12 protein-coding genes, 1 tRNA gene, 3 rRNA genes and 1 other RNA gene are annotated in these 14,467 nt (G+C 48.5%); all 17 read left to right on the top strand.

Annotated features, from left to right (window positions below):
* Nucleotides 1–79: 79 nt before the first annotated feature.
* Complete coding sequence (locus AC1DLI_RS27530) at nucleotides 80–478, top strand: response regulator (RefSeq protein ID WP_477607850.1); 399 nt, start codon at nucleotides 80–82, stop codon at nucleotides 476–478.
* Between the two features lie 136 nt (nucleotides 479–614).
* Nucleotides 615–812 carry a hypothetical protein gene (locus AC1DLI_RS27525; protein WP_477607848.1) on the top strand — a complete coding sequence of 66 codons (198 nt, stop codon included), beginning with the start codon at nucleotides 615–617 and terminating at the stop codon, nucleotides 810–812.
* Between the two features lie 114 nt (nucleotides 813–926).
* Nucleotides 927–2,189 (top strand): UDP-N-acetylglucosamine 1-carboxyvinyltransferase, encoded by a 1,263-nt coding sequence (locus AC1DLI_RS27520; RefSeq protein WP_477607846.1) that lies wholly within the window; start codon nucleotides 927–929, stop codon nucleotides 2,187–2,189.
* A gap of 124 nt (nucleotides 2,190–2,313) precedes the next feature.
* Nucleotides 2,314–3,648: a transcription termination factor Rho gene (gene rho, locus AC1DLI_RS27515; protein WP_477607844.1), complete on the top strand. Its 1,335-nt coding sequence runs from the start codon at nucleotides 2,314–2,316 to the stop codon at nucleotides 3,646–3,648.
* 21 nt (nucleotides 3,649–3,669) lie between these two features.
* The gene (locus tag AC1DLI_RS27510; RefSeq protein ID WP_477607842.1) at nucleotides 3,670–4,923 is read left to right on the top strand and encodes a radical SAM family protein; all 1,254 of its coding nucleotides are present in this window, start codon (nucleotides 3,670–3,672) and stop codon (nucleotides 4,921–4,923) included.
* A 143-nt stretch (nucleotides 4,924–5,066) separates the two neighbouring features.
* Nucleotides 5,067–5,264 (top strand): 50S ribosomal protein L31, encoded by a 198-nt coding sequence (gene rpmE, locus AC1DLI_RS27505; protein ID WP_053373265.1) that lies wholly within the window; start codon nucleotides 5,067–5,069, stop codon nucleotides 5,262–5,264.
* An 83-nt stretch (nucleotides 5,265–5,347) separates the two neighbouring features.
* Complete coding sequence (locus AC1DLI_RS27500; RefSeq protein ID WP_477607840.1) at nucleotides 5,348–5,767, top strand: hypothetical protein; 420 nt, start codon at nucleotides 5,348–5,350, stop codon at nucleotides 5,765–5,767.
* A 72-nt stretch (nucleotides 5,768–5,839) separates the two neighbouring features.
* An RNA gene (gene ffs, locus AC1DLI_RS27495) (signal recognition particle sRNA large type) lies at nucleotides 5,840–6,108 on the top strand.
* Nucleotides 6,109–6,333: 225 nt separating this feature from the next.
* Complete coding sequence (gene dnaX, locus AC1DLI_RS27490; RefSeq protein WP_477607838.1) at nucleotides 6,334–8,130, top strand: DNA polymerase III subunit gamma/tau; 1,797 nt, start codon at nucleotides 6,334–6,336, stop codon at nucleotides 8,128–8,130.
* Nucleotides 8,131–8,154: 24 nt separating this feature from the next.
* Nucleotides 8,155–8,466, top strand: a complete 312-nt coding sequence (locus AC1DLI_RS27485; RefSeq protein ID WP_053373263.1) for a YbaB/EbfC family nucleoid-associated protein — start codon at nucleotides 8,155–8,157, stop codon at nucleotides 8,464–8,466.
* Between the two features lie 40 nt (nucleotides 8,467–8,506).
* On the top strand, nucleotides 8,507–9,106 hold the full coding sequence (gene recR, locus AC1DLI_RS27480; RefSeq protein WP_053373262.1) for a recombination mediator RecR: 600 nt from the start codon (nucleotides 8,507–8,509) through the stop codon (nucleotides 9,104–9,106).
* 162 nt (nucleotides 9,107–9,268) lie between these two features.
* Nucleotides 9,269–9,517 (top strand): DUF2508 family protein, encoded by a 249-nt coding sequence (locus AC1DLI_RS27475; RefSeq protein WP_308998692.1) that lies wholly within the window; start codon nucleotides 9,269–9,271, stop codon nucleotides 9,515–9,517.
* Nucleotides 9,514–9,777 (top strand): pro-sigmaK processing inhibitor BofA family protein, encoded by a 264-nt coding sequence (locus AC1DLI_RS27470; protein WP_477607835.1) that lies wholly within the window; start codon nucleotides 9,514–9,516, stop codon nucleotides 9,775–9,777. Before AC1DLI_RS27475 ends, AC1DLI_RS27470 begins: the two co-directional genes overlap by 4 nt.
* Nucleotides 9,770–11,170: ribosomal RNA gene (locus AC1DLI_RS27465) — 16S ribosomal RNA — on the top strand. The genes AC1DLI_RS27470 and AC1DLI_RS27465 overlap by 8 nt, the downstream gene beginning before the upstream one ends.
* Nucleotides 11,171–11,280: 110 nt before the next feature.
* Nucleotides 11,281–11,397, top strand: a 5S ribosomal RNA gene (rrf, locus tag AC1DLI_RS27460).
* A 39-nt stretch (nucleotides 11,398–11,436) separates the two neighbouring features.
* Nucleotides 11,437–11,513, top strand: a tRNA-Ile gene (locus AC1DLI_RS27455).
* Between the two features lie 56 nt (nucleotides 11,514–11,569).
* Nucleotides 11,570–14,467, top strand: a 23S ribosomal RNA gene (locus tag AC1DLI_RS27450); the annotation flags it as partial.

Genomic DNA, 14,467 nt, shown 5'->3' with positions numbered 1-14,467 from the left:
CCACTTTAGCGAATATATTAACGATTATGGAAGAGTTGGCCATTTTTGTAGGTAAACTCAGTCGCGGGGGGATTTGGAGTTGGAAAAGAAGAAAGTATTGATCGTTGATGATCAGAACGGTATTCGCGTATTGCTAATGGAAGTGTTCAGCAGCGAGGGCTACAATACGTTCCAAGCGTCTAATGGCAAGCTGGCTTTGGAAATCGTGAAAAACGAAGCTCCTGATCTTGTGCTGCTGGATATGAAAATTCCTGGTATGGATGGTCTCGAAATTTTGAAGCATGTAAAAGCGATCGATCGTAACATCAAAGTCATCATGATGACTGCTTACGGTGAACTCGATATGATCAAAGAAGCGACGGATCTCGGCGCGTTAATGCACTTTACGAAGCCATTCGACATCGACGAGATGCGGATCGCGGTAAACATGCAGCTGCGTGGCGGAAATTCCGCAAGCCGCTTCGCAATAGGCTCATAAATTCAGCTAATAAACGGCATCGTCAATTGTTCAAAGACGATGTCGTTTTTTTTCATTTCTTGGAAGTGGCAAAACAAGCTTTACTTTTCCAAGTCCCAATATGTTATAATGTCTCAGAATGACAAGTTGGAAGAGCTTGAGCAAGAATGTTCCAAACGATGAACCCATTCGTTTGTCGACTACAGCTGGCGTAGGCAAAATCAATGTAAATATTGAAAACCAAGCGGCTTTGTACAATCCGCGCAAATACATGACGCCTGCTCGCATTGCGATGAAGGCTGTTATCTGTTACCCAAGAATAATCCGTTTGTTCGGAAGCAACAACCAAGCGTAATAACAGGAGCAAAGGAACCAAACCGCCTCAATTAGGGCAAGTGGGCTTAACACTCGCTTGCTTTGGCGGTTCTTCCTTTATTCTCTTCCAATCTACGGGAGGAAATATAATTAGATGGAGAAATTGATGATACGCGGCGGACGGCCGCTTCGCGGTACTGTTCAGATCAGCGGGGCCAAGAATAGCGCGGTTGCGCTTGTGCCTGCTGCCATATTAGCAGAATCAGAAGTTGTGCTGGATAATCTGCCGATTATAAGTGATGTAGCTGTTTACAGCGAAATTTTGCAAGAACTAGGTGCTGTCGTAAAGCGTGATGGCGATATGATGCGCATTGATCCTTCAGAGCTTGTCTCTAAGGCAATGCCAAATGGTAAAGTAAAGCTGCTTCGAGCATCGTATTATCTAATGGGCGCTATGCTTGGCAGATTTGGAGAAGCGACGATAGGCATGCCTGGCGGCTGCAATTTTGAGCCGCGGCCGATTGACCAACATATTAAAGGGTTTGAAGCATTAGGCGCTACGGTAACCAATGATCACGGTTCGATTCGGATTTTTGCAAAAGAGCTGCGCGGCGCGAAAATTTATCTCGATGTATCAAGTGTAGGAGCTACAATTAATATTATGCTAGCGGCCTCCCGGGCCAAAGGATTAACGATTATTGAAAACGCGGCAAAAGAGCCTGAAATTATAGATGTAGCTACTCTCCTTAATGCCATGGGCGCAAAAATCAAAGGTGCTGGAACGGAGACGATTCGTATAGAAGGAGTCGACCGGCTTCACGGCTGCCGACATTCCATTATTCCTGATCGAATTCAAGCTGGTACGTACATGATTGCAGCTGCTGCAACACGCGGCGATGTCCTTATCGATAATGTTATTCCTAAGCACTTAGAAGCCATGACGGCTAAGCTGGAAGAGATGGGTGTTCAAGTCATTGAAATGGATGAATCCATCCGTATTATTGGCGGGCCTAAATATACATCCATCGATGTGAAGGCACTTGTATATCCTGGATTCCCTACGGATCTTCAATCCCCAATGACGACCTTGCTTACGCAAGCAAACGGAGTCAGTATTTTAACGGATTATGTTTATGGTACCAGATTCAAGCATGTCCCAGAGCTCTCTCGTATGGGAGCTAACATTCGTGTTGAAGGTCGCTCGGCAGTAATTGAGGGCGGGAAACTCAATGCCGCAAAAGTAAAAGCAGCTGATTTACGTGCAGGCGCTGCACTTGTTGTTGCCGCGCTTACTGTTGACGAAGGTGTTACCGAAATATCAGGTGTCGAATATATTGACCGAGGTTATGATAATCTAGTAGAAAATCTATGCCGGCTGGGTGCTGAAGTATGGCGTGAAACGGAAGCCTCATCATAAGGTAGTAGGACGATGCAGACGCTGTGGAATAGACGGCGTCTAATTCGGCAATGCTGTTTAATCAGTCCTATGATTTTACTAGATATACAAAATCATAATGAAAATTGAATAAAGTGGTGAGAATATGACAGACCTTCAGATCGCGGATCTAGAAGAGATGAAGTTGACCGAGCTATACAAATTAGCAAAGCAATTTCAGGTTCCCTATTACGGAACGCTTAAGAAGAAGGAATTAATTTTTGCCATTCTACGCTCACAGGCTGAGAAGAGCGGTCTTATGTTTATGGAAGGCGTGCTCGATATTTTGTCGGAAGGCTTTGGATTTTTACGGCCTATTAACTATCTGCCGAGCAAGGAAGATATTTATATTTCAGCATCGCAAATTCGCAGGTTTGATTTAAGAAGCGGTGATCTTGTATCAGGTAAATGCCGCCCGCCAAAAGAAAATGAGCGTTACTTTGGTTTGCTGCAGGTCAACGCCGTAAATGGCGAAAACCCTGAGACGGCTTCGGAACGACTGCATTTTCCTGCGCTTACTCCTCTTTATCCAGAAAAGAAGCTGGTGCTTGAGACGACATCGTCGAAGCTTTCCACACGCATGATGGACTTGCTCGCTCCTGTAGGACTTGGACAACGCGGCCTAATCGTTGCTCCTCCGAAGACGGGTAAGACATTGCTGCTCAAAGAAATCGCCCACAGTATTTCAGAAAACCGTCCCGATATTAAACTGTTCGTCCTGCTCATCGATGAGCGTCCCGAGGAAGTTACGGATATGCAGCGCTCTGTGAAAGGCGAGGTTATCGCATCTACATTTGATGAGCTGCCAGAAAACCATATTAAAGTAGCCGAGCTGGTACTTGAAAGAGCGCTTCGTCTTGTTGAGCACAAGAAGGATGTTGTCATCTTGATGGATAGTATCACCCGTCTTGCGAGGGCGTATAACTTGGTTATTCCTCCATCTGGACGCACGCTTAGCGGCGGTATTGATCCTGCAGCGTTCCACCGTCCAAAACGGTTCTTTGGTTCGGCCCGTAACGTTGAAGAGGGCGGCAGCTTGACGATTCTTGCAACTGCATTGATCGAAACCGGCTCGCGTATGGATGATATCATTTATGAAGAATTTAAAGGTACCGGCAACATGGAACTTCATCTTGACCGTAAGCTTTCTGAGCGCCGTATTTTCCCTGCTCTCGATTTGCGCAGATCAGGCACGAGACGTGAAGAGATGCTGCTGACGAAGGAAGAACTTGAGAAGGTTTGGGCCATCCGCAGAGGGATGACGGATACGCCGGACTATGTCGATAATTTCTTGAAAAAACTTAAAGACAGCGAGAATAACGAACAGTTTCTCATGTCTCTTGATACAACGGTTGAAGCGAAGCCGGAGCGGTCCGGTATTAAAAGCAGTACGACAACGACCAGCAGGCGCCCAACGCCAAGAACTACGCACGGTTCGTAAGACCGCAGGAAGGAGAACAACATGAATCTCGTATATGCGGATGAACAAGGAAATGTATTTGACCATCCCGACTTCATAGCCTTGGGCAGAAGCGGTGATATGATTGTGGAAATTATGGAGGAGGAATTGATTCCTCTTCCGAACGGGGCGACCTTAGTAAGCCTGCCCTTCACGAGGCCGATTGGACTTAATCCAGACACTGGCGAAATGCAAATGCTGCCCGGCGGAGCTCAAGCTGTGGGTGCATTGCTGCCGCAAGGCTTTACCCGGCTATGCCTGCCTGGTTATGTAAAGGCAGATAAGAACGAAAAGTTGCCTCTTTTCGGCTATACGGCTGTCGTATGGAAAGATGGAAACTTCTATGTTACGGCAGAGCAATGCGATGATCCGGAGAGATGGGATCCGCTTAATTGCGACCGTGGCGAGTTAGGCATTCAAGTCGAGCGCATACTTGCCAAATATCCTGAGAACCGGCTTTATAAGCATCTATCCAATTGTGCTTTGGGTTATGAGTGCTTGACCTCATCTAACACCTTTTTAGGAAGATGGGAAGGAGCTGTCCCTGTATCCTATTCTTGTAATGCGGGCTGCTTTGGCTGTATTTCCGAGCAACCCGATGACAGCGGCTTTGTCGCTCCACAGACACGGATGAACTTCAAGCCGACGGTCGATGAGGTTGTTGAAATTATGTTGGAGCATCTGCGCGAGCCGGAGTCGATCATTAGCTTTGGACAAGGCTGTGAAGGTGAACCTTCAACGCAAGCAAAAATTATTGTTGAGGCGATGCAGCGTGTGCGCAGTCAAACCTCGCTTGGTTATATTAACATTAATACGAACGCCGGCCTGACCGACTATATGCGCGCAATTGTCGATGCGGGTCTTAATCTTATGCGTGTCAGCACGATTAGTGCGCTCGATGATCACTATAATGCTTATTATAAACCTCGTGGTTATACATTAAAAAATGTCGAGAAGTCGTTGAAGTATGCGTCCGATAATGGAGTATATACTTCTATTAACTACTTGATTTTCCCTGGCGTTACCGACCGTGAGGAAGAAATCGAAGCGATGATCGGTTTTGTGAAGCGTACGGGATTGAAGCTCATTCAAATGCGAAATCTGAATATCGATCCTGAAAGCTATTTGGCGATTATCCCAAAGGCGCAAGGCGAGATATATGGAATGAAGCAAATGCTTGAGATTTTCCGCGAGGAGCTGCCAGATGTTGTGATTGGCTCCTATACGCATGTTCCGCCGGCGGCCTTGCTTCGTTAAAGGTCCCATTTTCGGTAATTAAAGCTAATATTGACATATGAGCGATTATTCATTGCAACTGTAAAAGAGTTCATGCTATAATCCGAGATGTGTGATTTAACTCTGGGTCCGCATGCGATTCAGGGCAGAAAGAGGTGAACGAGATGAAACAAGCTATTCATCCGACATACCACATCATTACAGCAACTTGCGCTTGTGGAAATTCCTTCGAGACTGGTTCGATTAAACCGAGCCTTCGCGTAGAGGTTTGTTCCCAATGCCACCCATTCTACACGGGTAAGCAAAAGTTCCTGGATGCTGGCGGCCGCGTCGATCGTTTCAAGAAGAAATACGGTATTTAATCCAACAAATCGTTCCGCCTTTATTTGGCAGAATACAAGAGCCTCCCTCAGCCATCCTATTGGTTAGAAGGGAGGTTTTTTGATTGCAAAAGAAACCGTTTGATTTATCTAGACCATTGCATTTATGTCGAATTTTTATTATGGCGGTATGTGTTTTGGTGTTAGCCATAACGCTGACTGCCTGTGGGAGCAACAAGCAGGACAAGATGAAAACCTATGGCCACGATGGATATATGGGGTACTCCAACAGCAATCCAAACTTGCCGAATCGCCATCAATACCTTAACTATAACGCGGACGGTAACATGATCGAACAAGTGCTGGAGCCCATTGCCGGCATTGAGCATACGCAAATTTATTTTAACGGAACGGACCTTCATGTGAACTTAGATGTAGACTCGTCCTTGTCCGATGGTCAGATTGAGCAGCTGCGCGCGAAGGCCCAATCTGTTGTACAGCATAATATGCAGAGGTACTCGGTTCATGTGGAAGCGAAAAGATAATCAGCAGTAATCCGTTTCCAATTCAATTGTACGAGTTGCGCTTTGCAACGGAATGGGCTATACTTATTTTTGCCGTGCTAGATGGGGAGGTAGCGGTGCCCTGTAACTCGCAATCCGCTGTAGCGAGGTTGAATTCCTACTTGAGGTTATGCTGATGTAGGGTCTTGGCACTTGCGAGCAGTGTTGACAGTTGGGTCCTCCGCAATGGACGTTTGTGAACCCGGTCAGGTCCGGAAGGAAGCAGCCATAAGCAAATTAGTTCATGTGCCGGAGGAGTGCCTGACTCGAGCTGTAGTGCAAGGATGCCGCCTGGGTCGCATTTATCAGGAGTAGGTGCACGGTACTAAAAAGATTTTTACCACCAATAACAAATGAAGCACCTGTTGACGCTGTTCGATAATTTTATCGGAAATAGCGGATGCAGGTGTTTTTGTGTATTGAACTTTATTTTAATAGAATGGGATTGGGGCGGGCAAAAGAAAGTTTTGCTTGCTACACAGTTGTTGTATAATAGGGGTATAGCAATTTTTTTGTAACGAAAAGGCAACTTGAAAGGAAAGGTCTGCGTGTCACATATCGCTTTATACCGTGCCTGGCGTCCGCAGACGTTTCAGGACATGGTTGGACAACAGCATATTATTCAAACGCTGCAGAATTCCATTCGCGAACAACGCGTGTCGCATGCTTATCTTTTTAACGGGCCTCGGGGGACGGGAAAGACAAGCGCCGCAAAAATTTTGGCGAAAGCGGTTAACTGCGAACGCGGTCCGGCTGAAGAGCCTTGTAATGAATGCGATGCTTGCATAGGAATTACTGCGGGACATATTATGGATGTAATCGAGATTGATGCTGCATCAAATCGCGGGATTGATGAGATACGTGATATTCGTGATAAAGTGCGATATGCACCTTCAGAAGTGCGGTTCAAAGTTTATATCATAGATGAAGTACATATGCTCACGGCTGAGGCGTTCAATGCTTTGCTAAAGACATTGGAGGAGCCGCCGGGGCATGTGATTTTTATCTTGGCGACGACTGAACCGCATAAGCTACCTGCTACGATTATTTCACGCTGTCAGCGTTTTGATTTCAGGCAGGTTTCACTTGAAGAGCAAACAGAGCATTTGCTTAAGATTTGCCTAGAAGAGGGTATAGAGGCTGAGAAGGATGCAATTGCTTATATCGCAAGATTATCCGAAGGCGGTATGCGTGATGCGATAAGCTTGCTGGAGCAGGTTTCTGCCTTTGCCGGTAATCGCATCACTCTTGAAGCGGCGGTCGATGTGACTGGCGGAATGGCTGCTGATCATTTTTATCAGCTGGCTGAGGCTGTCAAGGATCGTAATGTATCAGCCGTTATGCCGCTCGTGGAAAGCTTGATGCAAGCAGGCAAAAGCGCGGACAAATGTATGGAAAACTTAATTTACTATTTCCGTGACTTGCTGGTTATGAAGCTTGCTCCGCAGGGCGGTGCGGTGACGGAACGCATCGTAGATCCAGAACGCTTCAAAATGATGGCCGAAGCCTTTTCACCTGCACGGTTGTTTGCGATGATTGATACGCTCAATCGTTATCAAGTGGAACTGAAGCATGCCTCGCAGCCGCAAACTTTGTTTGAGGTAGCTCTGATGAAGTTATGTACCCTGGGTGACGAGCAAACAGCAGGCGGAGCGGCTTCCGCAAGCGCTGCTTCATCTCCATCAAACGGTGCGCAATCTGCTGAGGTAGGACGATTGCGACAGCAGATTGAAGCGCTGGAGCGTAAGCTGGAGCAGGCCATTCAAAATGGCGTGGCCGGCGGAGGCCAAGCATCTCCAGCTGACCAAGCGGCTAGCAAGCAAGCTGCACGTACGAATGCGGTTCGCACCTCGTTCGGTGGCTCGGGCGGTATTGCAAGGTCATCCGTTAAGCTGGATCCGTATTTAGCGACAGCTGGAAGCCCGGAATTCAATCAGATCCGCATGAAATGGAATGATGTGCTGCAGGGCGTAAAGGATGCCAAAATAACCGTTCACGCCTGGTTGAAGGATGGAGAACCCGTTGCTTCTGCTGATGATGCAATCCTCGTCGCTTTTAAGAATACAATGCACCGTGAAACGACCGAAAAACAGGCAAATCGTGATATTATTGAAAAGGTAATGCATGACGTGCTTGGAGGTTCGTTCCGGATTGTAACGGTCATGCTGAAGGATTGGCAGGCCGCGGCACAAGGAGCCGACGCGCAGAAGAGCGAGACGCTTCAGCTTGAGCATGAGTCTTCTAATGCTCCTAACGCACCACAATCGTCAAGCAGGCCTGTATGGGTGGAAGAAGCCGTAAAGCTTTTTGGCGAAGACTTGGTAGTAGTGAAGGATAACGATTAAATACTAATGATGAGGTGAATGGAAATGAACAATATGAACCAAATGATGAAGCAAGTTAAGAAGATGCAGGATCAAATGATGAAGGCGCAAGAAGAGCTTGAAACAAAGACGGTTGAAGGAACAGCAGGCGGCGGCGTCGTAACTGTATCTGCTAACGGCCATAAGAAGCTTCTAAGCATTACAATTAAGCCTGAAGCGGTAGATCCGGAGGATGTAGAAATGCTGCAGGATCTCGTGCTTACAGCTGTCAACGATGCACTTTCCAAAGTTGATGAGCTTGCGAACAAAGATATGGGTAAATTCACAGGCGGAATGAAAATTCCGGGATTGTTTTAAGAAGCAGCGTGCTTCCGTTTGAAAGGAGCTGTACCCAGTTTTGTATTACCCCGAACCGATAGCGAAATTAATTGATGCTTTTACGCGATTACCGGGTATTGGACCCAAAACGGCCGCCCGTCTGGCGTTTCATGTGCTTCGAATGAAAGAAGACGACGTCATTGATTTTGCGAAGGCGCTAGTAAGCGTTAAGCGCAATTTGTTCTATTGCTCGGTTTGCTGCAACATTACCGATACTGATCCATGTAGAATATGCCAGGATAAGTCTCGTGATAATTCCGTCATCTGCGTCGTTCAAGAATCGAAGGATTTAGTGGCCATTGAACGGATGAAGGATTTTCAAGGGCAATATCATGTTCTCCAAGGCGCAATCTCTCCAATGGAAGGTATCGGGCCGGATGAAATTCGAATTGCAGAACTATTGCGAAGACTAAGCGATGAGCGTGTGCAGGAGCTTATATTGGCAACTAATCCGAACATTGAGGGCGAAGCGACAGCCATGTACTTATCGAGGCTTATTAAGCCATTTGGAATCCGTGTTACGCGTATTGCGCATGGGCTCCCGGTTGGCGGGGATCTTGAATATGCGGATGAAGTTACGTTATCGAAAGCGTTAGAAGGTCGAAGAGAAATCAATTAAGTTTCATTTATTTCAAAGCGGTAGATCGAGTCTATACTCGGTCTACCGTTTTTTTTGTTCCATTAAGACACGGCTGATCAAGATCTCGTTCTAATCCAATGTCCAAGCCTATACATATAGTAGAGAGCTGTGAATAGCCGGGACAAGCGGGAGGGGATAGGTTTGACCAGCAAACAACAAGCGACCTTGGGAAAACAGACCAAAGAAATGGATAATATCCGTATGGAAATAGCGGATGCTCATCGGGATTGGGAAAATGCCAACCGGTTTTTTAACACTGCTGTCGGCAAAGATCAAATTGATTATGCCATTTATTATTTGATTACAGCGGAGAAGAGATATGAGATGCTGCTTCGCATGGCAAAGCGTACGAGTGATAATTGGCCAGCCTGGGGAGGAATGAGTTTATGAAAGAGGTATGGTTATCCATCCTAATTGTATCTTCAGTTTTATTGGCTATCGTCCTCTTTAGAAGCAAGCTGTCTTGGGGCTTGCTTCGAAGCTTCGCTCTTCATCTTGTTTTAGCAGCGGGATTATTGTACCTTTTGAATTATTCCGGGCTCGTGCCTGGGATGTATATTCCGCTCAATCCCGTCACAATTGGGACGGTGTTAACATTAGGTGTTCCTGGAGTGGCCTTGATTGTTGGTCTTCAATGGGTAGTGGTTTAACGTTTTGTAAAAAGGTTTGGGTAAAAGGTTGACTCCTGCATCATTTATATGTTACATTATTTCTCGCGCCAAGAGTAAGTGAACAGGCTTCAAAAAAAGAAATAAAAAAAACACTTGCATTAACTTGGGCATCTGTGATATATTATAAAAGTCGCCAATGAGACACATGGCCGACACGAAAGAAAAGATTGCTCTTTGAAAACTGAACAACGAGTAATAAGCTGGGAAAGATGGAGCAATCTATCACTTATAGATGGACCCGCGGCGCATTAGCTAGTTGGTGAGGTAACGGCTCACCAAGGCGACGATGCGTAGCCGACCTGAGAGGGTGATCGGCCACACTGGGACTGAGACACGGCCCAGACTCCTACGGGAGGCAGCAGTAGGGAATCTTCCGCAATGGACGAAAGTCTGACGGAGCAACGCCGCGTGAGTGATGAAGGTTTTCGGATCGTAAAGCTCTGTTGCCAGGGAAGAATGCTTGGGAGAGTAACTGCTCCCAAGGTGACGGTACCTGAGAAGAAAGCCCCGGCTAACTACGTGCCAGCAGCCGCGGTAATACGTAGGGGGCAAGCGTTGTCCGGAATTATTGGGCGTAAAGCGCGCGCAGGCGGCCTTGTAAGTCTGTTGTTTAAACTTGGGGCTCAACCCCAAGTCGCAATGGAAACTGCAAAGCTTGAGTGCAGAAGAGGAAAGTGGAATTCCACGTGTAGCGGTGAAATGCGTAGAGATGTGGAGGAACACCAGTGGCGAAGGCGACTTTCTGGGCTGTAACTGACGCTGAGGCGCGAAAGCGTGGGGAGCAAACAGGATTAGATACCCTGGTAGTCCACGCCGTAAACGATGAATGCTAGGTGTTAGGGGTTTCAATACCCTTGGTGCCGAAGTTAACACATTAAGCATTCCGCCTGGGGAGTACGGTCGCAAGACTGAAACTCAAAGGAATTGACGGGGACCCGCACAAGCAGTGGAGTATGTGGTTTAATTCGAAGCAACGCGAAGAACCTTACCAGGTCTTGACATCCCRATGTAAGCATTAGAGATAGTGCCCCTCTTCGGAGCATTGGAGACAGGTGGTGCATGGTTGTCGTCAGCTCGTGTCGTGAGATGTTGGGTTAAGTCCCGCAACGAGCGCAACCCTTGATCTTAGTTGCCAGCACTTCGGGTGGGCACTCTAGGATGACTGCCGGTGACAAACCGGAGGAAGGTGGGGATGACGTCAAATCATCATGCCCCTTATGACCTGGGCTACACACGTACTACAATGGCCGATACAACGGGAAGCGAAACCGCGAGGTGGAGCCAATCCTATCAAAGTCGGTCTCAGTAGATGATTGGGGTGAAGTCGTAACAAGGTAGCCGTATCGGAAGGTGCGGCTGGATCACCTCCTTTCTAAGGAAATACCCGRACCCGATGAGGTTCGGATAAACKTGGCAGTTTATCGCTTACTCGTTGTCAGTTTTGARAGATTAATCMTCTTTCAACGCAAGTCATGTCATCCGTTTGGTGGCGATGGCGGAGGGGAACCACRCGTTCCCATACCGAACACGACCGTTAAGCCCTCCAGCGCCAATGGTACTTAGACCGCAGGGTCTTGGGAGAGTAGGACGTCGCCAAGCAGGTGTTCTTACACCTTTTATACGTACGATGAGAATTAAGGGCCTTTAGCTCAGCTGGTTAGAGCGCACCCCTGATAAGGGTGAGGTCGGTGGTTCGAGTCCACTAAGGCCCACCACTATAAATTCTCGGAAGTCGTAAACTTAATATGGGGCCATAGCTCAGCTGGGAGAGGGTTAAGCTAGTAAGAGCGCACGGAGGATGCCTAGGCACCAGGAGCCGAAGAAGGACGTGGCGAACAACGATACCGCCCCGGGGAGCCGTAAGCAGGCATTGATCCGAGGATTTCCGAATGGGGAAACCCAGCTGTCGTAATGGACAGTTACTAYYAASTGAATACATAGSTTRRTMAGAGGCATACCAGGGGAACTGAAACATCTAAGTACCCTGAGGAAGAGAAAACAATAGTGATTCCGTCAGTAGCGGCGAGCGAACGCGGATTAGCCCAAACCAAGGAGCTTGCTCCTTGGGGTTGTAGGACGTCTCACAYGGAGTTACAAAGGTGTTTGGTAGGCGAAGAGGTCTGGAAAGGCCCGCCAGAGCAGGTAAAAGCCCTGTAACCGAAAGCAAGCACYCTCCGAGACGGATCCTGAGTACGGCGGGACACGTGAAACCCCGTCGGAATCCGGCAGGACCATCTGCCAAGGCTAAATACTCCCTGGTGACCGATAGTGAAGCAGTACCGTGAGGGAAAGGTGAAAAGCACCGCGGAAGCGGAGTGAAAAAGAACCTGAAACCGTGCGCTTACAAAAAGTCAGAGCCCGTTAAATGGGTGATGGCGTGCCTTTTGTAGAATGAACCGGCGAGTTACGATCACGTGCAAGGTTAAGTCGGGAAGACGGAGCCGTAGCGAAAGCGAGTCTGAATAGGGCGAATAAGTACGTGGTCGTAGACCCGAAACCGTGTGATCTACCCCTGTCCAGGGTGAAGGTGCGGTAACACGCACTGGAGGCCCGAACCCACGCACGTTGAAAAGTGCGGGGATGAGGTGGGGGTAGCGGAGAAATTCCAATCGAACTCGGAGATAGCTGGTTCTCCCCGAAATAGCTTTAGGGCTAGCCTCGAGGAATGAGCGTCGTGGAGGTAGAGCACTGATTGGGTGCGGGGCCCGCCAAGGGTTACCAAGTCCAGTCAAACTCCGAATGCCATAGACGTGCTACTCGGGAGTCAGACAGTGAGTGCTAAGATCCATTGTCAAGAGGGAAACAGCCCAGATCATCAGCTAAGGTCCCCAAGTGTGTGTTAAGTGGGAAAGGATGTGGAGTTGCAAAGACAACCAGGATGTTGGCTTAGAAGCAGCCACCATTTAAAGAGTGCGTAATAGCTCACTGGTCGAGTGACTCTGCGCCGAAAATGTAACGGGGCTAAACACACCACCGAAGCTATGACATGTRCCATTAGGTACTTGGGTAGGGGAGCGTTGAATACGGATTGAAGTTGGACCGTGAGGACTGGTGGACTGTATTCAAGTGAGAATGCCGGTATGAGTAACGAAAAGACAAGTGAGAATCTTGTCCGCCGAAAGCCTAAGGGTTCCTGAGGAAGGCTCGTCCTCTCAGGGTAAGTCGGGACCTAACGCGAGGCCGAAAGGCGTAGTGGATGGACAACAGGTTGAAATTCCTGTACCACCGTAAACCGTTATGAGCAATGGGGTGACACAGAAGGGCAGTGACGCGGGCTGATGGAATAGCCCGTCCAAGCAGTGAGGCTAGTGTGTAGGCAAATCCGCACACTRTTAGGCTGGGCTGTGATGGGGAGCGAAAATTATAGTAGCGAAGGTCATGTACTCCGGCTGTCAAGAAAAGCCTCTAGCCAGGTGAAGGTGCCCGTACCGCAAACCGACACAGGTAGGCGAGCAGAGCATGCTAAGGCGCGCGGAAGAACTCTCGTTAAGGAACTCGGCAAAATGACCCCGTAACTTCGGGAGAAGGGGTGCCTCGGTAGGGTGAATAGCCCGAGGGGGCCGCAGTGAAAAGGCCCAAGCGACTGTTTAGCAAAAACACAGGTCTGTGCGAAGCCGTAAGGCGAAGTATACGGGCTGACGCCTGCCCGGTGCTGGAAGGTTAAGGGGAGCGGTTAGGGGTTAAACCCGAAGCTGTGAACCGAAGCCCCAGTAAACGGCGGCCGTAACTATAACGGTCCTAAGGTAGCGAAATTCCTTGTCAGGTAAATTCTGACCCGCACGAATGGCGTAACGACTTGGGCGCTGTCTCAACGAGAGATCCGGTGAAATTTTAATACCTGTGAAGATGCAGGTTACCCGCGACAAGACGGAAAGACCCCATGGAGCTTTACTGTAACTTGATATTGGACTTTGGTACGATCTGTACAGGATAGGTGGGAGCCTGAGAAGCATGAGCGCCAGCTTGTGTGGAGGCGACGTTGGGATACCACCCTGATCGTATCGGAGTTCTAACCTAGAACCGTGAAACCGGTTCGGGGACCGTGTCAGGTGGACAGTTTGACTGGGGCGGTCGCCTCCTAAAATGTAACGGAGGCGCCCAAAGGTTCCCTCAGAATGGTTGGAAATCATTCGAAGAGTGCAAAGGCATAAGGGAGCTTGACTGCGAGACCTACAAGTCGAGCAGGGACGAAAGTCGGGCTTAGTGATCCGGTGGTACCGAATGGAAGGGCCATCGCTCAACGGATAAAAGCTACCCTGGGGATAACAGGCTTATCTCCCCCAAGAGTCCACATCGACGGGGAGGTTTGGCACCTCGATGTCGGCTCATCGCATCCTGGGGCTGAAGTAGGTCCCAAGGGTTGGGCTGTTCGCCCATTAAAGCGGTACGCGAGCTGGGTTCAGAACGTCGTGAGACAGTTCGGTCCCTATCTGTCGCGGGCGCAGGAAATTTGAGAGGAGCTGTCCTTAGTACGAGAGGACCGGGATGGACGTACCGCTGGTGTACCAGTTGTTCCGCCAGGAGCACCGCTGGGTAGCCAAGTACGGACGGGATAAGCGCTGAAAGCATCTAAGCGTGAAGCCCCCCTCAAGATGAGATTTCCCAGTATGTAAGACCCCTTGAAGACGACGAGGTTGATAGGTTCGGGGTGGAAGCACAGCAATGTGTG

This window comes from Paenibacillus sp. 01T443, assembly GCF_056398325.1.
Note: the sequence above shows the minus strand (reverse complement) of the source record. Positions and strands in the feature narration are given on the sequence as shown.